Source organism: Brachybacterium sp. JB7 (genome assembly GCF_003335205.1).
Taxonomy (GTDB): domain Bacteria; phylum Actinomycetota; class Actinomycetes; order Actinomycetales; family Dermabacteraceae; genus Brachybacterium; species Brachybacterium alimentarium.
The window spans coordinates 14015-32097 of sequence record NZ_QPGN01000003.1 but is presented as its reverse complement, the minus strand read 5'-3'; the positions used below and the strand labels follow the sequence as shown (position 1 = coordinate 32097).

At 70.9% G+C, this 18083-nt stretch carries 14 protein-coding genes and 1 pseudogene; 6 read left to right on the top strand and 9 right to left on the bottom strand.

Going from position 1 to position 18083, the window contains the following annotated elements:
* Window positions 1-214: 214 nt before the first annotated feature.
* The 3 genes from CIK81_RS04680 to CIK81_RS04670 all read right to left on the bottom strand — a co-directional run bounded on the left by CIK81_RS04680 (window position 215) and on the right by CIK81_RS04670 (window position 3161).
* Window positions 215-1132, bottom strand: coding sequence for a siderophore-interacting protein (locus CIK81_RS04680; RefSeq protein ID WP_114307470.1), 918 nt, complete (start codon window positions 1130-1132; stop codon window positions 215-217).
* Window positions 1129-2205: an ABC transporter substrate-binding protein gene (locus CIK81_RS04675; protein WP_114307471.1), complete on the bottom strand. Its 1077-nt coding sequence runs from the start codon at window positions 2203-2205 to the stop codon at window positions 1129-1131. The genes CIK81_RS04680 and CIK81_RS04675 overlap by 4 nt, the downstream gene beginning before the upstream one ends.
* Before the next feature lie 170 nt (window positions 2206-2375).
* A complete protein-coding gene (locus CIK81_RS04670) occupies window positions 2376-3161 on the bottom strand; it encodes an AraC family transcriptional regulator (protein WP_114307472.1) in 786 nt (261 codons plus the stop codon).
* Window positions 3162-3424: 263 nt separating this feature from the next.
* Between CIK81_RS04670 and CIK81_RS04665 the strand changes: the two genes are divergently transcribed.
* Both CIK81_RS04665 and CIK81_RS04660 read left to right on the top strand, forming a co-directional pair.
* Window positions 3425-5077, top strand: a complete 1653-nt coding sequence (locus tag CIK81_RS04665; protein ID WP_199586280.1) for an ABC transporter ATP-binding protein — start codon at window positions 3425-3427, stop codon at window positions 5075-5077.
* Window positions 5074-6843, top strand: coding sequence for an ABC transporter ATP-binding protein (locus CIK81_RS04660; RefSeq protein WP_114307473.1), 1770 nt, complete (start codon window positions 5074-5076; stop codon window positions 6841-6843). Before CIK81_RS04665 ends, CIK81_RS04660 begins: the two co-directional genes overlap by 4 nt.
* 33 nt (window positions 6844-6876) lie before the next feature.
* Here the strand turns inward: CIK81_RS04660 and CIK81_RS04655 are convergent, their stop codons facing one another.
* Window positions 6877-8172: an alpha-L-fucosidase gene (locus tag CIK81_RS04655; RefSeq protein ID WP_114328969.1), complete on the bottom strand. Its 1296-nt coding sequence runs from the start codon at window positions 8170-8172 to the stop codon at window positions 6877-6879.
* A gap of 2 nt (window positions 8173-8174) precedes the next feature.
* A complete protein-coding gene (locus CIK81_RS04650; RefSeq protein ID WP_338076148.1) occupies window positions 8175-9620 on the bottom strand; it encodes an MFS transporter in 1446 nt (481 codons plus the stop codon).
* A 51-nt stretch (window positions 9621-9671) separates the two neighbouring features.
* On the opposite strand from CIK81_RS04650, the gene CIK81_RS04645 reads away from it, so the two are divergent.
* The gene (locus tag CIK81_RS04645) at window positions 9672-10379 is read left to right on the top strand and encodes a TetR/AcrR family transcriptional regulator (protein WP_114328973.1); all 708 of its coding nucleotides are present in this window, start codon (window positions 9672-9674) and stop codon (window positions 10377-10379) included.
* 64 nt (window positions 10380-10443) lie between these two features.
* Here the strand turns inward: CIK81_RS04645 and CIK81_RS18485 are convergent.
* A pseudogene (locus CIK81_RS18485) lies at window positions 10444-10580 on the bottom strand (DUF2277 domain-containing protein); the annotation flags it as partial.
* 45 nt (window positions 10581-10625) lie between these two features.
* Here CIK81_RS18485 and CIK81_RS04635 point away from each other — a divergent pair.
* From CIK81_RS04635 to CIK81_RS04625, 3 genes are all read left to right on the top strand, one after another.
* Window positions 10626-12959: an AAA family ATPase gene (locus CIK81_RS04635; RefSeq protein WP_241963965.1), complete on the top strand. Its 2334-nt coding sequence runs from the start codon at window positions 10626-10628 to the stop codon at window positions 12957-12959.
* A gap of 202 nt (window positions 12960-13161) precedes the next feature.
* Window positions 13162-13824: a carbonic anhydrase gene (locus CIK81_RS04630; protein WP_096166714.1), complete on the top strand. Its 663-nt coding sequence runs from the start codon at window positions 13162-13164 to the stop codon at window positions 13822-13824.
* Window positions 13825-13968: 144 nt separating this feature from the next.
* Window positions 13969-15213: an alanine racemase gene (locus CIK81_RS04625; protein WP_114307477.1), complete on the top strand. Its 1245-nt coding sequence runs from the start codon at window positions 13969-13971 to the stop codon at window positions 15211-15213.
* Between the two features lie 72 nt (window positions 15214-15285).
* Here the strand turns inward: CIK81_RS04625 and CIK81_RS04620 are convergent, their stop codons facing one another.
* The 3 genes from CIK81_RS04620 to CIK81_RS04610 all read right to left on the bottom strand — a co-directional run bounded on the left by CIK81_RS04620 (window position 15286) and on the right by CIK81_RS04610 (window position 17999).
* On the bottom strand, window positions 15286-15924 hold the full coding sequence (locus CIK81_RS04620; RefSeq protein WP_114307478.1) for a Type 1 glutamine amidotransferase-like domain-containing protein: 639 nt from the start codon (window positions 15922-15924) through the stop codon (window positions 15286-15288).
* Between the two features lie 60 nt (window positions 15925-15984).
* Entirely contained in the window at window positions 15985-17040 is a 1056-nt protein-coding gene (locus CIK81_RS04615; RefSeq protein ID WP_114307479.1) for a hypothetical protein, read from the bottom strand.
* Between the two features lie 143 nt (window positions 17041-17183).
* A complete protein-coding gene (locus CIK81_RS04610; RefSeq protein ID WP_158541915.1) occupies window positions 17184-17999 on the bottom strand; it encodes a transcriptional regulator in 816 nt (271 codons plus the stop codon).
* Window positions 18000-18083 lie beyond the last annotated feature (84 nt).

Sequence of the window (18083 nt, the reverse complement as noted above, 5' to 3'; positions counted from 1 at the left end):
GAGGTGCTCCGGGCCAGGCCCGACGGGCCCTCCTCCCGCCCGCGCTCCGTCGGATCCGGGTGTGCTGGATCCTCGTGCGACGGATCCCGGTGCAACGGGTTCTCGCGCGACAAGGCTGGGAGCGCCGATCCCGAGCGCGACGAGACCTGCACCGCACGCCGTCCTGCCGTGCTGAACGGGCCCGCGGAGTCGGGCGGTGTCGTCGGTGCGGAACTCACAGTCCGACGGCCTCGTACATCCGCTGCACCTCGTCCACGATCTCCTCCTCGTCCAGCTCGCAGGCGTAGAGGGCGCGGAGGCGCTCGTGGAACTCCTCGCCGAGCGCGTCGTAGCGCTCCCGCCACTGCTCCGCCTTGTCGGTCCAGTACCCGACGCACTTGTACGCCTCGGCGGGCAGGCCCAGCTCGTGCCGGAGGTAGGAGCGGGCCTCTCGGGTCAGGCGGGTCTCCCCTGCCACCCACACGTAGGTGTCGTGCTCCAGCTTCTCGCGGCGCAGCGTCTCGAGCAGCTGGCTGGGCGTGGCCCCGTTGCCGGTGCCGCACAGCCACCGATAGGTGGTGGGGTCCTCCTCCCCGTGCTCCGTGCGCAGCGCGTTCTCCCGGCCTCGGAGCTCGACCAGCACGGTGGTCTCGACCTGGCGCCCGGTGAGCTCCGCGATCCGGAGCGCAGCGGGCAGGGCGGGCTCGTCGGCGATCAGCAGCTGACGGCGCGCGCTCTCAGGCCGCGCGTACAGCTTCTGCGGTGGGTTCAGCGCGACGCGCTGGCCGGGGACGGCCTGCAGGGCCCAGTCGGCGGCGAGGCCGCCCTCGTGGACCACGAAGTCGATGTCGACCTCCCCCGCCCGGTGCGCGCGGATCGTGTAGGTGCGCATCTCGGAGGGCTCGACGCCCTCGGGATAGTCCCAGCCGCGATCGGCGACGAAGGGCATGCGCACCTCGACGTCGGGTTCGTCGGGGAAGAAGATGCGCACGTACTCGTCGCCGACGCCGGTGGTCGGGTAGTCGAGCATGTCCGGTCCGCCGAGGCTGATGCGGATCATGCCCGGGCCGAGGCGACGCGCTCCGGTGACCTCTGCGGCATGGATCCGCGGCACGTAGGCACCCGTGGGATCCGCGATGGCATCGGCGCTCATTCCGCGGGCCTGACCACGGCGTCACCCTCGAGGGCCTGGGAGATGCCCTCGACGTAGCCCTCCTCGATCGCCCACGGGATGCTGAGGACGGACGGCCCGCTGGTGGCCATGCCCATGACGGGGTCCTCCGTGATGAAGTAGTGACCGCCGGCGATGGGGGCCCAGCGGGAGTACAGGGGGTGCTCGAGCGAGTACTGCGTGTCCTCTGCGGAGTTGGACCAGGCCACGAGCACATCGGCCTCGACGGTGTCGAGCTCCTCGAGGCTCACGGCGACGTTGAAGGTATCGGCGTCCGCACCCTCGCTCGCCGCGGCCAGGGCCGGGGAGTCGACCATCCCGAAGGCGTGCAGCAACGAGACCCGCGGGTCCCCGGAGACGTACACGCCCATCTCGGTGCCGCCGTCTGCCGCGGAGAGGGCGAGGCTGTAGATGAAGCTCGCGCCGTCGAGGCGGGGGTACTGCGCGGCCGCCTCCGTGATGCCCTTCTCGGTCTCTGCGATGAGGGAATCACCCTTCTCTGACTCGCCGAGCGCGGTGGCGACGATGCCGGTCAGGTCCTGCCAGGTTCCCGAGGACCAGGCCCCCTCGCGATAGGCGACCGTCGGCGCGATCTCGGTGAGCCGCTCGTACTGCACCTCGGTGATACCGGAGTGCGGAGCCAGGATGACGTCCGGCATGAGCGAGAGGATCTGCTCGTAGTCGGGCCCTTCCTCCTCGGTGAGGATCGTCGGCAGCTCGGCGGAGAGGACGCCCTCGACCTGGGTGCGGAACCACGGGTTGAAGCCCTCCTCGTCCCCGCCCCAGCTGGTGCTGACGCCCACGGGCGCGGTCCCGAGTGCAGCGACGATGTCATGGGTCATCCACCCGATCGTGACGACACGGGCGGGCTTGGCGGGGATCTCTGTCGTCCCGTAGACGTGCTCGAGGGTCACAGGGAACGCGCCGGCGTCTCCCCCGGACGTGCTGCCGCCGTCGGAGGCGGATCCGGTCCCCGCCTCGCTCGTCGAGCAGGCTGCCAGCAGCGGAGCGGCCGCGAGGCCGAGCAGGAACGAGGAACGGCGCATGGTGACCATGGAGCGACCTTTCGGAGAGGGGCCGGGCGAAGAGCCAGGATAGGTTAGGCAAACCTCAATAAACCTAGAGCGGTCCGCATGTCGAGAAGGGACACGACCTGTCGCGCAGCGGACATCCGCACCCCGAAGCCGGTGGCGTCGATCACGTCCGCCCGCCAGACGTCGGCCCGTCAGACGTCCGTCTGCCAGGCGTCGGCCCCTCGCGTCGGCAGGAAGCGATGCGGCGGCCGGCCCATCGTCCGATGGAAGGCGGCACTGAACGCACTCGCGGTCGCGTAGCCGACGCGCCGGGCGACCACCCCGACAGGGAATCCGTCACCCAGCAGCGCAACCGCCGCAGACATCCGCGCGCACGAGCGCCATTCGGCGAAGGTCATGCCGGTCTCGGCCCGGAAGGCCCGCACCAGGGTGCGCGTGCTCGAGGACGTCAGGTACGCCCAGTCCTCGAGGGAGCGGCCATCTGCCGGATCGGACAGGATCGCGCGAGCGATACCGACGATGCGTGGATCCCTCGGCACCGACAGGGCGAGGGAGACCCGGGGCTCCTCCGTGATCAGCTCGAGGCACACGCGCTGGGCCCGCAGCCGCTGATCCCTCGGCATGGCGAACTGTGCAAGATGGATCAGCATCTCCCGCAGCGCGGCGTTCGCGACCACCGAGGCCACCTGATCGGGAGCCTGGGGCCAGGCGTGAGGATGCACGAACAGCACCGCCAGTGCCGTCGTCTCCGCCCGGCTCGCCCCATGCGGCGTGCCGGGCGGGACGAACAGGCCCTGCCCCGGCGCGAGGCTGCGCTGGACCCCGTCGACCTCGAGGTCCGACGCGACGCCGCGGGCGGCCCAGAACACGGCGTGCTCCCGGTGGACGTGCGGGGATGGGACGCAGGAGGACTGCTCGTCATCGGCGGACACGTACCGCAGGAACCTCGTGGTGAGCAGGTACCCCTCGGGGATCATGCTCCCGCGGCACGGAGGCGCAGGGTCAGCGGGCGCCGCCCCCGCGTCGGGGCGCGCCGGAGGTCGGTCCACGAGGTCGGTCACGGAGGCTCCAGAGAGATGCGGCCCGCACGGGCGGGCGGAAGGCGGGAAGGCGACGGGCAGGCGCTGGACGCCCGGCCCATCACCCAGGAGGTGAAGTGAGGTGATCCTAAGTCACAGGTGTCCGCTGCTCGACAGTCCTCGTCACCCGCGCGGCGCCTGCCACACCTAGCGTCGACAGGGTGCAGAGCCTCCTCGAGCGTCCCCCGTCCCTGACCGTCGCCAGCATGCTGCGCGTGGCCCTCGCACGCGACGGCCGCGATCGCCGCCTCGCCGCGTGCACGGCGGGCCTCATGCTGCACCAGGCCTGCGAGGCCGCCGTCCCGATCCTCATCGGCGTGGTCATCGACCGTGCCGTGATGCCCCGGGACGGTGCCGCGCTCGTGCTCTGGCTGGGCCTGCTCGCCGCCGTCTTCGTCGTTCTCTCGCTCAGCTACCAACGGGCCTCGCGCGGGATGGTCGCCGTGTACGGCCACGGGGAGCACGATCTGCGTCAGCTCACGGCCTCGCGGGTGCTGCACCACCGCCAGCACACGCCGCGCCCCACCGGAGAGATCCTCTCGATCACCACCAGCGACACCTACCGGGTCGCCGGGGTGGCCTGGAGCGTCGCCGCCCAGGGCGCGACCGTCATGGCGCTGCTGACGAGCACCGCGGCGCTGCTGGTCATCTCGCGCCCGCTGGGACTCGGCGTGCTCCTCGGAGCGGTCCTGGTGCTGTGGGGGATGAAGGCCCTCGCTCGCCCCCTCGAGCTGCTGGGGTTACGGGAGCAGGCGTCGGCGGCGTCCGCGAGCGAGGTCGCCACCGATGCGATGGCCGGCCTGCGGGTGCTGCAGGGGCTCGGTGCGCAGCGCGAGGTCGTGCGCCGCTACCGGCGGGCCAGTGCCGCCTCCCGCGACGGCGCCGTCGCGGCCGCCCGATCGCTGCTGACCTACCAGGCGGTCTCCAGCACGGTCTCAGTGCTGTACATGTCCGTGCTGACCCTGGTCGCCGGATGGATGGCGGTCACGGGGCGGATCACCCCGGGACAGCTCGTGACCGTCGTGGGTCTTGCCCAGTTCCTGCAGGGGGCGCTCGCGCACATCGGCACGTTCGGGGCGAACTGGTCGCACAAGCGGGCCTCCGCCGCGCGCCTGCACGCGCTGATCGCCGAGGACTTCGTCCTGCCCGAGGGCAGCGGCGCCGCGTCAGGTCCACAGTCCCCGGCGGTGCTCGAATGGAAGCCCGACGCGTCCGGCACGGCGGGATCGCTCTTCGTGCGCGCGGGGCAGATGGTCGGTGTGCACGTCGAGGGAGCCGCCCAGGCCCGCGAGATCGCCGCGCTCCTCGCCGTCCGCGTCGCCCCGGACCCCGGGGAGCTGCTTCTCGACGGGGACGACGCGCTGACCCTCGGGCCCGCCAGGTACCGCGTGCGAGTCATCGCTCCCCCGCACGACGCCGCAGTGTTCACCGGCACCCTGCACGAGAACGTCTGCCTCACCGGCGGACCGATCGATCCCGGGCTGGCGTCGGCGACCGCCCTGGACGACGTGATCGACCACGTCGGGTCTCCGGAGGCGCCGGTCGGCGAATCCGGGCGACGCCTCTCCGGCGGGCAGCGCCAACGGCTCCTGCTGGCCCGTGCGCTGCACGACGACGCCGAGGTCGTCGTGCTCGATGAGCCCACGACCGCCCTGGACCCCCTCACGGCCCGACGCGTCGCCGAGGGCCTGGCACGCCTGGGCCGGACGCTCGTCGTGGTCACCGGGGAGCCTCCGCTGCTCGCGGCCTGCTCCCACGTGCTCGATGCCCGCACGGTCGCTCCCCGCGCCCTCCGCACCGAGGTCGCCGCATGATGCCTGGACCCTCGCTGCCGATCGCCGATCCGTGCTCCACCGCCCGCACGGTCCTGCGACTCCTCGGGCGGCGATGGGGTGTCCTCCTGGCCACCACGGGGCTGCTGCTGGCCGGCTCGGCCGCTGCACTGGTCGTCCCGCCCGCCCTCGGCCGGATCGTCGACCACGTGATCGCGGGCGGCGGTGCGGGCGGCGTCGCGCTCGTATGCCTCGTGGTGCTCGCCGCGGGGGTCATCGCCGCCGCGACCTCCTGGGCGGGCGGCCGACTCCTGGTGGCGTGCCTGCAGGACGCCCTCGCCGAGCTCCGCGAGGACGTGTTCCGAGCGGCCGTGGGCCTGGACGCGGGGGTCGTCGAAGGAGCGGGCAGCTCCGACGTCGTCTCCCGGGTGACCGGAGACGTCGAGGCGGTCACCGACGCCGTCTCCGGGGTGCTGCCGCGCGTCGTCGGGGCGCTGTTCACCATCGTCCTGACCGCCGTGGGACTCGCCGCTCTCGACCCCTGGCTGGCCGCGGCGGCCCTGCTCGCCGTCCCGCTCCAGACGCTCTCCTCCCTCCGCTTCCTGCGGAGCTCCCGACCGTTGTACGTGCACATGCGGCACCAGGAGGCCGGCCGGGGCCAGGCCCTCATCGAGACCGTGGCTGGTGCGGCGACGGTGCGCGCGCACGGCCGGGCGGAGGACCGGCTGCACCTGATCTCGCAGCGCAGCCTCGATGCCGTGGCCACACAGCTCCGGCAGGCCGCCGTGCGCAACTGCTTCTTCGGCGGCCTGAACACCGCGGAGTTCATCGGTCTCGCCGCGGTGCTGGCGGCCGGGTACTGGCGGGTGGACTCCGGAGTGCTGAGCGTGGGTGCCGTGACGGCCGCCGCCCTATTCTTCCACCGCCTCTTCGGCCCCATCGGCGATCTCCTGACCAGCATCGACGATCTGCAGAGGGCGCACGCGGGGCTCGAACGGCTGGTCGGGGTGCTGCAGGTGGCGCGTCCCGTCCCGGCAGCCAGGGAGATCGCCGACGCCGCGGTCGAGATCGATGCTCTCGTGCACTCCTATCCCGGGCAGGTGGGGACGCGCCGCGCGCTGGACGGCGTGGATCTGCGCCTCCCCGCCGGGTCCACGACGGTGCTGGTGGGGGCGTCCGGGTCCGGGAAATCGACGCTCGCGCGCGCGGTCGCCGGGTCCCTCGCGCCCGTCTCCGGCACCGCCCGGATCGGCGGCGTCGACCCGGCCTCCGCCCGGGCAGGTTCCCGACCCGCCGTGCTGCTGGTGACCCAGGGGGCGCACCTGTTCACCGGCTCCGTCGCGGACAACCTCCGGCTAGCGAGCCCCGAGGCCACGGACCTTGAGCTGATCGCTGCGCTCGAGGCCGTCGGGGCGCGCTGGGCGACAGGCACGGACGCCACGGGCGGTCTTGCGGGTATTCCCGGGGCTGCTCTCGACGAGGCACGCATCCAGCAGATCGCCCTGGCGCGAGTGCTGCTCGCCGACCCTCCCGTGGTCGTGCTCGACGAAGCGACCGCCGAGGCCGGCAGCGATGGCACGCTGGACCGTGCCATCGCCGCGGTCGTGGCCGGCCGCACCGCTCTGGTCGTCGCACACCGCCTCCTCCACGCCGAGCATGCCGACCTCGTCGTAGTGATGGAGGACGGCCGAGTGGTCGAGAGCGGTGGGCATGCTGAGCTGGTGGAGGGCGACGGACCCTTCGCGCGGCTCTGGTCCGCCTGGCACGAGGACCGGCCGTCGCACGCCGAGTCCCCGAGCGCCGGCTGATCGGGCCCTCGTGGTGCGCGGCGGCTCTACCGGTCAGGAACCGTTCGTGGCCCTCGCGCTGACCGCGATCGGAGCGGACTCCTCGCCGGCCAGGTCCACCTCGACGCCCTCGGCCGGCCAGTCGTAGCCGCCAGGAAGGTCGGCGCCGCTGAGCGACACTCGTCCCTGCGGTCCGGAGAGGAACACGTAGCACGTGCTCTCCTGCTCGACCGCGCGAGCCCAGCTCACGCCGGGGATCTCCAGCTCGCCGAGACCACGCGATCCGGCGAGGTGCGCCTTGTGCTTGGCCATGAAATCGCCGAGCGCCTCGAGCGCCTTCACCTGCAGCTCCGGCAGGGTGCCGTCGGCCCGCGGGCCGACGTTCAGCAGCACGCGGCCGCCCTTGGACACGGCGTCGACCACGTGGCGAACGGCCTGCGCACCGGACATGTACTGGGAGGCGTCCTCGACCTGGTTGTAGCCGAAGGACAGCCCGATGCCGCGGCAGTTCTCCCACGGCTGACCCTCCGGGATCTCCCCGGCCTGGTACTCGGTGGTGACGAAGTCCTGGTGGGCGCCGGCGAACCGATCGTTGATCAGACCCTCGGGCCGCTGGGCATAGAAGTGCGCGAGCAGCTCCCCGAGCCCGCCCTCGTCGAAGTGGAAGTTCTCGTCGGGCCAGCCGATGTCGTTCCAGAACACGTCGGGCTGATAGCGGTCGATGAGGTCCCGCACGTGCGCGCTGCAGTACGTCCCGTACTCGTCATCGCGCGGTCGCAGCCTGTCGCCCACATCGTCCCCGCTCACCAGCGGATCCGTCGGCCGCACGTGCCAGTCCAGACCGCCGGAGTAGTACACGCCGAAGCGCAGCCCGGCATCCGTGGTGGCGCGTGCGATCTCGCCCACGAGGTCCCGGCGCGGGCCGCGCTGCACGGTGTTGCGGTCCCCCGTGCCCGGCGCATCCCACAGGGTGATCCCGTCGTGGTGCTTGGTGGTGGGCACGACGTAGTCGGCGCCGGCCCGGCGGAACAGATCCGCCCACGCGGCAGGGTCGAACTCGGTGGGCGCCCACTGGTCCAGGAAGTCGTCGTAGGGGGCGCCGCCGTGGACCTCCTGATGGTGCTCGGCAGCGGGCGAGCCGTCGATGCGGATGGTGTTGAAGTACCACTCGGCATAGGGATTGTGCGCGAACCAGCCGAGGTCGCTCTCGACCGCCCCGAGCTCGGCGGTGGGTTCCGCCCAGGCGGGGACCGAGTAGGCGCCCCAGTGGATGAAGATGCCCAGCGGGGCATCGCGGAACCAGTCGGGCAGTCGCTGCGGGAGGGCGTCCCAGGCCGTGGAGGTGCGCATGTCTAAAGGCTTGCACGAGCCGCTGCCGACGACAATGCCCGCGAACGCACGAACCCGAATCCGACGAGAGCGCCTGCCACCACGGTGAGCAGGAGACCACCGACGCTCACGCCGCTCTCGAACTGCTCGGCCTGCTGGGCAGACCAACCGGACGTCGCAATGCTCCCGGAGAACAGCGCAGCCAGAACCGTTCCCGCCAGGGCGATGCCGACCCCGTTGGCGACCTCCGTGGTCGTGTCGATGAGCGCAGCGCCGATGGATGTCCGGTCATCCGGCAGACCGTTCAGAACGCTGACGGCCGAGACGACCCCGACCACGCGGAGGCCGCCCGCGACCAGAGCCAGCGCGATCGCGATCCAGACGTAGCCGAACCCGTTGAGCAGGCCGTAGACGGCGAGTCCTGCCACTACTGCCACCGCTCCCATCCAGGCCGCACGGCTGATCCCGACCCGCTGGACGAGCCGATTCACGAAGGGGCCCAGCGCCAGCAGCACGACAACCTGCGGAAGCATGCCCAGGGCGGCCTGGGTCGGGCTCCACCCCCAGGCGAGCTGGAGCTGCAGAGTCACCAGATAGCTGAGTCCTGCCGTCGCCAGTCCCGCCGCTGTCTTGAAGGCCAGGCCGCTTGCGACGGAAGGGCGCGCGATCAAGCCGAGGTCCAGGAGCGGATGCTCGGCAGAACGCTCTCTGATCACGAACAGTCCTGCCATGATCACCGCCGACGCGGCGATCGCCCACGACTTCCACGCTCCCGAACCCTCCTCGACGAAGACCGTCGGCGCGAGAAGCGCCAGCGCGATCGTCGTCGTGGCGAGCAGCGCGCCGAGCATATCGAGCGGGTCATGGTGCAGCTCGGCGGGATCGTCGGCCGCGATGCCTCCCCGGATTCCAATGATGGCGAGGAGCGCGATTGGCGCATTGACCAGCAGCAGCATCTGCCAGGGCGCAACGGTCAGCACGAGGCCGCCGAGCACGGGGCCGAGCGCGAGTCCCACGAGACCGACGGTCGAGATGAGGGTGATAGCTCGGACTCGCAGGCTCTCCTCCTCGAACAGACGGAATGCGAGAGCCATCGAGCCCGGAGTGGTCATCGCCGCCGCGACGCCCATCAGCATCCTGACGACGATCAGCTGTTCGGCGGTCGTCACGACCGCAGTCGCCATGCTCGCCGCGCCGAGCAGCACGAGGCCGATGAGCATCATCCGACGTCGGCCGAAACGGTCTGCGAGCGCGCCGAATGCCAGCATTAAGCCGCCGAAGACCACCGCATAGCTGCTGGTCACCCATTGCAGAGCGATCGTCGATGCCTGCAATTCCCGCCCGATCGTGGGCAGTGCGAGGTTGAGGATCGAGTTGTCGAGCATCTCGACGAGGAAGACGGCGGACAGGCCCGCCAGGGCTATCCATGATCCTCGGAGAGACGGAGTAGAACGCTGTTCGTTAATCACGAACGCTGTTCTATGTGGCGAACAGTGTTCGTGTCAAGGTATGGTGGCGCCATGAACTCGGAACCCCAGCGGCGACGTGCGGCCCGGCGCGCGAACAGCGACAAACCGTCCGCTCCCCGCAGGGCTCCGATCACCGTGGATCGGATCACCGATGCCGCACTCAGCATCGTCGCCGCTCGCGGCTACGACGCCCTCACGATGCGGAGCGTGGCGACCGAGCTCGGAACGGGCCCCGCGTCGCTCTACGCGCACGTCGTGAACAAGGCCGATCTGGACGAGCTGATCATCAGCCGCCTGTGCAGCGAGATCGTCCTGCCCGATGTGGCTCCGGGCCTCTGGCGGGAGCAGATCACCGAGATCTGCGCCCAACTGCGCGACCAGTACCTGACTTACCCCGGCATCTCACGGGCCGCCCTCGCGATGGATGTCTCGGACCTCGAGATCCTGCGCATCAACGAGGGAATGTTCGCCATCCTCATCGCGGCCGGTATCGCGCCTCAAGTGGCGGCATGGACCATCGATGCCCTGTTCCTCTATGTCGGTGCTTACACGCTGGATATCGCTGCCGCACGCCAGGGGTCGGACCAGGACGACTGGCGGCACAGCACGACGGACCGCGCTGCGCTGATCTCCCGGTTCGCCGCTCTGCCGACAGACCGTTTCCCCCACATCAGCGATCACGCGACCGAGCTCGTGTCCGGAACTGAGCACGAGCGGTTCGATTTCACGCTCGAGCTGCTCCTCGGGAACCTCGCGTAGGTCCGACAAGTACGGCACGGGGCTGCTCACTCGCGCGACTGAGAGGTCGGCACGGCTCGTGGAGTCAGGACACGTCGGCCGCCGGGAACCGCCTGGCGCTGCGGGCGCGGGCCTTCTCTCGCTCGACGTCACGGTCCTTCGGCGGAGCGGAGGTCACCAGGTCAGCCAGCAGATGCTCGGGGGGTGGGCGATCTCGGCCACGATGCAGCGTCGGCGATCCTCAGCGCCATGCGGGAGAATCTCCCCATGCCTGCTCCGCTCACGATCACCGAGGATTTCCAGCGCGCCCTGGATGCCCTCAGCTCCGGCCGCCACCTCTTCCTCACGGGCCGCGCAGGCACGGGTAAGTCCACGCTGATCAGGCACTTCTTGGAGACCACCGACAGCGCCGCGATCACGGTGGCGCCCACGGGCATCGCCGCACTGAACGTCGACGGCTACACGATCCATCGCCTGTTCTCCTTCCCGATCGGGGCGAACGAGGAGTTCGTGCGCTCCCCGCGCTACTACCCCGGGCGCTTCGCCTCGACCCTGGCCGCGCTGGATGTGCTGATCATCGACGAGGCCTCGATGGTGCGGGCGGACCTCTTCGATGCTCTCGCCGCCGCGCTCGAGCGCTTCGGGCCGCAGCCGGGCGAGCCGTTCGGCGGGGTGCAGCTGGTGCTCGTGGGCGATCTGTACCAGCTGCCGCCGGTGGTGCACGACAGCGAGGCCGCGCATCTCGAGCAGCGCTACGGCACCCCGTTCTTCTTCTCCGCCGACGCCTTCGACCGTTCCGCAGTCGAAGTGGTCGAGCTGACCACCGTCTTCCGCCAGCAGGGCGATGACCGCCTGGTGGACCTGCTGAACGCGGTGCGCGAGGGCGCGCTGCTGGAGGACGCGCGGGAGGAGCTGAACGCCCGGACCGACAAGGACTTCGAGCCACCGATGGAGGAGTTCTGGCTGACGCTGGCGACCACGAATCGCATCGTCACCTCCCGCAATCGCCAGATGCTCGAGCGCCTCCCCGATCCGGTGCACACCCTCACCGCCCAGATCAGCGGCGAGACCGACGGCTTCGAGCACCCCACGGACGTGCAGCTGCAGCTGAAGGTCGGCGCGCAGGTGATGATGCTGAACAACGATCCGTGGGACCGCTGGGTGAACGGCACCCTGGGTCGGATCACCGCTCTGGGCACGGACTCCGACGGGCCGCTCGTCGAGGTGCTCCTGCGGGACGGGCGCAGCGAACAGGTGCGCCCGCACACGTGGGACGTCACGCGCCCCTCGGTCGACGGCGGGCATCTGATCCACGAGGTCATCGGCACCTTCACCCAGCTGCCGATGAAGCTCGCCTGGGCGATCACCATCCACAAGTCCCAGGGGCAGACCCTCGATCGTGTGGTCGTGGACCTCACCGGCGGCACCTTCGCCAACGGGCAGCTGTACGTGGCGCTGTCACGGTGCACGAGCCTGGAGGGCCTGGTGCTGCGACGGGACGTGCTGCCGCGCGACCTCAAATCCGATACCCGGGTGCGGCGCTTCCTCGCCTCCCCCACGGATCCCAGCGCGCCGGCCGAGGCGCTCGGCGAGGTGTACCTGGCGGCGCTGACGGTGGGCACGATGGGCGACAAATACCGCCCGCGACCGGTGGAGCTCGCGGTGGTGACGGACGACGGCGATGAGGCCACCACCGTCGTGAACCCCACCAGCGACCTCTATGCGGCACGCACCGAGTTCGGGCTGACCACCCGCGACGTGCAGCTCGCCCCGGTGCTCGCCGAGGCCTGGCCCGCCCTCGCTCCCCTGCTGGCCGGGCGTGTGCCCGTGGGCCCCCGCGTCGACGAGCAGCTGGCCTGGATCGACTTCGAGCTCAAGCGCAACGGCGTGGTGGACCCGATGCCGCTGGGCATCGACCTGCCCACCGCCCAGCTCACGGCCGACGAGCGCTCCGCGCTGAATGCCCCGTCGGCCCTGGAGCGGGCCCGGGCCGTGCGGGACGCGGTGCAGCGGCTCCGCGCAGGGGCCACCGGCCCCTCCGCGTGGCAGCCGCCGGCCGGCACCGCGTTCCCGCCGTTCACCCACGGCACCGGCTATCTGCTGGCCCGCACGCACGGGGAGAGCGGGACCGCCGGCCCCGAGGGCTTCGTCGTCGGCGGGAATCTCTCGGCCGACGACGACCCCGCGCAGGTGCTGGCCGATGCCCTGCGCACCGCCTGGGAGCGGGTCATCGATCGGGACGACGCGGTGGTGGAGAGGCTGCGCGGCGCCGAGGAGCACTTCGGTGTGCGCGTCCTCCCGGAGGACCTCGTGCTCGAGGGCCCGCCGACCGCCGCCGACGTGCTCCGGCCCGGCGTGCGCGTGTGCTTCACGGGAGAGGTGGTCCACCCCGAGCACGGCTATCTCGACAGGTCGACGATGGAGCGCTTGGCGGAGCAGCGCGGCCTGCATCCCGTCGCGAACGTCACCAAGACGAAGACCGATGTGCTGGTCGTCGCCGAGCGCGGAACCCAGTCCAACAAGTCGAAGAACGCGGCGAAATGGGGCAAGCCCGTGCTGGACGCAGAAGAGTTCCTGACCTGGGCCGATGCTGCTCACTGAGACAGATTCCCGGGGGTCGTTCCGAGGGGACCCGGCCGCGTGCGAAGCACCTCTTCACGCCCTCCGTGGCCGTGTCGCGGCCATCTCACGAGCGGTGTTCGGCGCGGGCCCACCGCGCGGCGCGGAGTAGTGTGCAGCGAGATTTCGATCGACGAGGAGTGCCTCGCCGATCGTCCGATGACCACCCGGAAGGATGTCGACCATGGGTACAGCCCGCGTCAGCGTGCAGGAGGCGTGGGATGCCCTCGCCGAAGGCAACGAGCGGTTCATGCAGGGCGAGCTGCGGCACCCCGAGCAGGACGCGGCGCGACGCAGTCAGCTGACCGGCTACCAGGCCCCTGATGCGGCGTTCCTGGGCTGTTCGGACTCCCGTGTCGCCGCCGAGATCCTCTTCGACTGCGGTCTCGGCGATCTCTTCGTGGTGCGCAACATCGGCCAGATCGCCAACGAGAACACCGTCGCCACCATGGAGTTCGCCGTCGCCGAGCTCGGTGTCGCCGTGATCGTGGTGCTCGCGCACGGCTCGTGCGGCGCGGTGAAGGCCGCGATCGACCAGACCACCGCCCACCCGAGCACGGTCACCCCCGCGATCCTGCGCGAGCTCGAGCTGATCCAGCCCGCCGTGCAGCGCGAGTGGCTCGCCAGCCACCAGGACACCCCGTACGTCGACATCACGAAGATCGACGCCGACGCCGTGGGCCGCCGCCACCTCGACGAGACCATCCACGCCCTCATGCGCTCCTCGCGCGTGATCAGCGACGCCGTCGCCGCCGGCGAGCTCGGCATCGTCGGCTGCCAGTACCAGCTCGAGGAGGGCCGCGTCGCCCCGATCACCTCGGTGGGACGCCTGGACATCGGGCGCTGACGGACGACGGCTGCCGGTCCTGCCCGGCAGCCCGGTCCCTGTCCCGATCGGGCCCCGCCATCCGGTCGGCCTGCCGCGCCTTGCATAATCCTGGCCAAGCTCGGAGACTCGCAGTTCATCACTGTCGAGCCGAACGAGGTCTCCATGTCCCAGCAGGTCCAGCGCACGGTCGAGCTGCTCGACAAGTCGTTCCCGGCGGGCCTCGTCGGCCGCCCGATCACCGCGCTGGAGGCGCCGCTGGCGGATTTTTCCACCCCGCTGCTGGTGCTCGACGAGCAGGCGATGGCGCACAACCTTCAGGTGATGGCCGCGTGGACCAGCGAGCGTGGGCTCGAGCTGATGCCCCACGGCAAGACGACGATGGCCCCCGTGCTGTGGCGTCGTCAGCTCGACGCCGGCTGCACCGGGATCACCGTGGCCACCGGCTGGCAGGCCGATGTGGCGCTGCGCGAGGGCATCCCCACCGTGCAGCTCGCGAACGCCTGCACGGATCCGGCATTGCTGCGCCGGCTCGCTGCACACCTGGCCGAGCATCCCGAGCAGGAGCTCGTGTGCTGGGCGGATTCGCTCGCCACCGTCGACCTGCTGGAGCGCGAGCTGCCCGACGGCTCCCGCCTCGGCGTGCTGGTCGAGCTCGGGGCCGACGGGGGCCGCACCGGTGCCCGGGACGAGGCCACCGCCGTCGCGATCGCCGAGCGCATCGCCGCCTCCACCACGCTGACCCTGTACGGGGCCGCGGGATACGAGGGCGCGCTCGCCCATGACCGGGCTGAGGAGTCCCTGCGGGTGGTCGGCGCCTACTGTGACGCTCTCGCCGCGCTGGTGGAGCGCCTGCGCCCGCTGATCGACGGGACCCCGTGGGTGAGCGCCGGCGGCAGTGCCTACTTCGATCTGGTCGCCGCGAGCTTCGAGACGCTGACCGACGTGCGGGCGATCCTGCGCTCGGGCGCCTACATCGTGCACGACTCCGGTTTCTACCGGGGCATCTCCCCGCTGGATACGACGCGCGAGGTCGCGACGGAGCAGGCCCTGCTGCCTGCGATGCGCGCCTATGCCCGGGTGGTCTCGATGCCGGAGCCCGGCCTCGCCCTGCTCGACGCCGGCAAGCGCGACGTCCCCTTCGACGAAGGCCTGCCCACGCCGGTTGCCGTCGCGAGCCGGCTCGGCGGCGCGGAGCGCCCGTTCACACCCGAGGCCGCCGCGGAGATCACCGCGCTGAACGACCAGCACACCTTTCTGCGCTACACGGGCGATCCGGGCATCGCGATCGGTGACGTGGTCACCCTGGGGCTGTCCCACCCCTGCACAGCCTTCGACAAGTGGCGCCTGATCCCCGTCGTCGACGCCGACGGCAGCACCGTGCTCGAGGCGGTCGAGACCTTCTTCTGAGCCGCCCGCCCGCTACAGGTCGGTGAGCGGGCGTCTGCAGCGGGCAGCCGGGAGGGCCGCCGGACCCGCAGCTCAGAGGACTTTCGGAGCACCGCCGTTGCCGTCCGTCACCAGGACCTCGCCATCGCGCAGTCCCCAGAACGGCTCTCCTGCCGTGGAGTAGCGTGCCGCGACCTCCCCGAGCAGCGCAGTCTCCGGATGTTCTGGTGACTCGAGGTGCGGGACGACTGGTCGATCGAGGATTCCCAATCCGTCGTATCGCACGGTGCCGTGCTCCGCGATGCAGTCCTCCACGGGGTCGCAGTGCTCGAGCCCCGCGAGACTCGGGGCGAGCACGCACGCACCGGCGCTGAATCCGGCGTAGACGAACGCATCCTGGCGCAGGCCCTCGATGATCACCTCGTCCAGGCCGGAGCGAGCCATCGCCATGCGCGCCGTGAAGACATTCCCTCCGCGGATCCACAGGAAGTCCGGCTCTCCGACCTCGTCAGCGATCGTGTCCGGGTCGTGCTGGCGAAGATCGAGGTCGGTCGCCAAGAGTCCGAGCTCGGCAAGCTGCGCGATCTGTCGGCGGGTATCAGCTCGGCGGCGTTCCTCGTCGTAGCCGTCCAACGCATTCGAGACCACTCGCCCCCGCCGCTGCCCGCCGACCAGTCCCGCGAGCACGTCGCCGTGGAGACCGATCTGGTACGACGACAGATAGAGCCTCATGCGATGACCTTTGCACGATCCTGCGCGCTCCGCACCTGAACACCGCCGACGGACAGGCGGTCAGTGTGAGCGTTCCTGCTCGTGGCCTCGTGGGAGGAGTGCGAGCACGCCGGCGAGCAGCACCGCGAGGAGCATGACGAGGTTGTGGCCGTATTTCGCCGCTGCCGTCACCTCGCCCGCCAGCGGGTAGTAGGTGAAGGCCAGCAGCCCGCGCTCGAGGAGAAGTCCGAACGCGACGGCCGCCATCTGCCGCCCCGTCCACCAGGACCGTCGGGAGGCCACGAGCACCCCGGTGCCGAGCGCCGCGGTGACAGCGATCGACAGAGCGGTCCCGAGCCACGTCGGCGGCATGAGATCCGGAACGAGCCCGGCGACGAGGCCCACGATGATCGCCATCCAGATCGGGACCCGTCGGCGGCCATCGGGAGACTCGTCCGGCGAACCGGCCCCTCGAGACCTGCGCCCGCACAGCACGGCGATCCCCACCAGAGCGGTGACCACCACCCCTGCGCCGAACAGCTGGGCCACGCTGCCGGAGTGCGAGGACTCGTCCCCGAGGATCATCAGCGCCGCGAGCAGATAGGCGAGCACGGCGATCGTCGTGCCGACCCGGCCGAGCCAGGGCGTGCGGGCCCGCCGTGGGGACCAGGCCTCGGCGAGCGCCATCGGTGCCGCGAAGCTGTAGACCAGGTGGCCCATCAGGAACGAGTAGGCGTTGAATCCGCTGAAGCCCAGCGTGGGGATCAGTGTGGGCTCGCGGTTCTCGGCCCAGCCCGCGTACCCGCCGTAGTCGGCGGAGAACAGCGACTGGTCGATGAGGCATGCCTGGATCACCCCCAGCGCCGCGAACAGGCAGAGCATGCTCGGCCAGCCCCAGCCGAGGCGTCGTGCGAGGTCGCGGGCGAGCAGCGCCGGCGCCCCGTAGAGCGCCGCGAAGAACACCAGGGAGAACGCCACGCCGCCGAGGTCACCGGTGGTCTCGGCGTACGCGGCCAGCAGCTCTGCACCGATCCCGGTCAGCGCCAGCACCGCGAGGATCTGGACGGTGCGGCCACCGCGATGGGTGGGGGCGTCTCGTCGGGCCCTCTCGGGGAGGTTCTTCTCGGAGCGAGGCATACCCGTCACGCTAGGGACGCGCTCCCTGCTCCGCATCGGCCGCGTGGCGGGTTCGCAGCTTCTCGCGCATCAGCCGATTGGACCGTCGAGCCGGCAGCGCACGGGGCGAGCCGGACGGCACAGCCCGCCCCACTCCCCCGGGGTCAGCCGCGGCGGATCTCGTCGAGGTAGCCGTAGACCGTCACACGGGAGACCCCGAGCCGGGCGGAGACGAGATCGGCGGCTCGCTTGATGCGGAAGGCGCCGCGCTCCTCGAGCAGGCGCAGCACCTCGATCCGCTCGGGCTTGGTCAGGACCGGCACGGGCTTGCCGACATGCGCGATGGACTCGTCGACCATCTCCTCGAGCACGCTCGAGATATCGGGACCCACCAGCTCCTTCGGCCGTTCGGCGACGTCCTCGCGGGCCGTGGGCAGCAGGGCGTCCAGAGCGGTCATCGCGGTCTGGACCGGGGTCAGATCGACGTTGATGCAGAAGGCGGCGATGACGTTTCCGTCGTGGTCGCGGTAGTAGGTCGAGGAGCTGATCAGCTCGCGACCGTCGGCGGTGCGGCCGCGGTAGCCGTGGGCATCGTGGTCGGTGCTCTGGTCACGCAGCACCTCGACACCGAGGTTCGTCGACGGTCCGCCGACGGTGCGACCGCTGAGGTGCCCGTTGACGATCGCGGCGACGGAATGGTCGAGGTCGCCCCGGCTCAGGTCGTGCAGCACCACCTCGCAGTGCGAGCCCACCACCGACGTGATCGCTTCCATCAGCGGGGTCAGCGCGCGGTAGGCGTCCTCGAAGGTCGCGAATCGGGCCCGGGGCAGCCCTTCGGCAGCCGTGCTCGCCGCCGCGCCCGGCCCGGCGCTCGGAGCCATGCCCGCCCCCGTCTCCGACTCGGCAGCGGCGCCGGTGCTCGGCTCGGCGCTCGACGTGGTGCGTGCGGGGGTGCTCGGTCTGGTGCGCTCGGCCGTCATGCCGCCATGATGACACCCGGGGTGGACATAATCTCTGTCAACCATGTATACAGTCAGTCAATCAATGCTCGTCGAGGAGGACAG

What these genes read in the sequence shown, in the direction of transcription:
- CIK81_RS04610 (WP_158541915.1), bottom strand. Translation starts at nt 17,999, where the DNA reads ATGACGGCCGAGCGCACCAGACCGAGCACCCCCGCACGCACCACGTCG.
- CIK81_RS04630 (WP_096166714.1), top strand. Translation starts at nt 13,162, where the DNA reads ATGGGTACAGCCCGCGTCAGCGTGCAGGAGGCGTGGGATGCCCTCGCC.
- CIK81_RS04625 (WP_114307477.1), top strand. Translation starts at nt 13,969, where the DNA reads ATGTCCCAGCAGGTCCAGCGCACGGTCGAGCTGCTCGACAAGTCGTTC.
- CIK81_RS04660 (WP_114307473.1), top strand. Translation starts at nt 5,074, where the DNA reads ATGATGCCTGGACCCTCGCTGCCGATCGCCGATCCGTGCTCCACCGCC.
- CIK81_RS04645 (WP_114328973.1), top strand. Translation starts at nt 9,672, where the DNA reads ATGAACTCGGAACCCCAGCGGCGACGTGCGGCCCGGCGCGCGAACAGC.
- CIK81_RS04620 (WP_114307478.1), bottom strand. Translation starts at nt 15,924, where the DNA reads ATGAGGCTCTATCTGTCGTCGTACCAGATCGGTCTCCACGGCGACGTG.
- CIK81_RS04655 (WP_114328969.1), bottom strand. Translation starts at nt 8,172, where the DNA reads ATGCGCACCTCCACGGCCTGGGACGCCCTCCCGCAGCGACTGCCCGAC.
- CIK81_RS04675 (WP_114307471.1), bottom strand. Translation starts at nt 2,205, where the DNA reads ATGGTCACCATGCGCCGTTCCTCGTTCCTGCTCGGCCTCGCGGCCGCT.
- CIK81_RS04670 (WP_114307472.1), bottom strand. Translation starts at nt 3,161, where the DNA reads ATGATCCCCGAGGGGTACCTGCTCACCACGAGGTTCCTGCGGTACGTG.
- CIK81_RS04615 (WP_114307479.1), bottom strand. Translation starts at nt 17,040, where the DNA reads ATGCCTCGCTCCGAGAAGAACCTCCCCGAGAGGGCCCGACGAGACGCC.
- CIK81_RS04680 (WP_114307470.1), bottom strand. Translation starts at nt 1,132, where the DNA reads ATGAGCGCCGATGCCATCGCGGATCCCACGGGTGCCTACGTGCCGCGG.
- CIK81_RS04635 (WP_241963965.1), top strand. Translation starts at nt 10,626, where the DNA reads ATGCCTGCTCCGCTCACGATCACCGAGGATTTCCAGCGCGCCCTGGAT.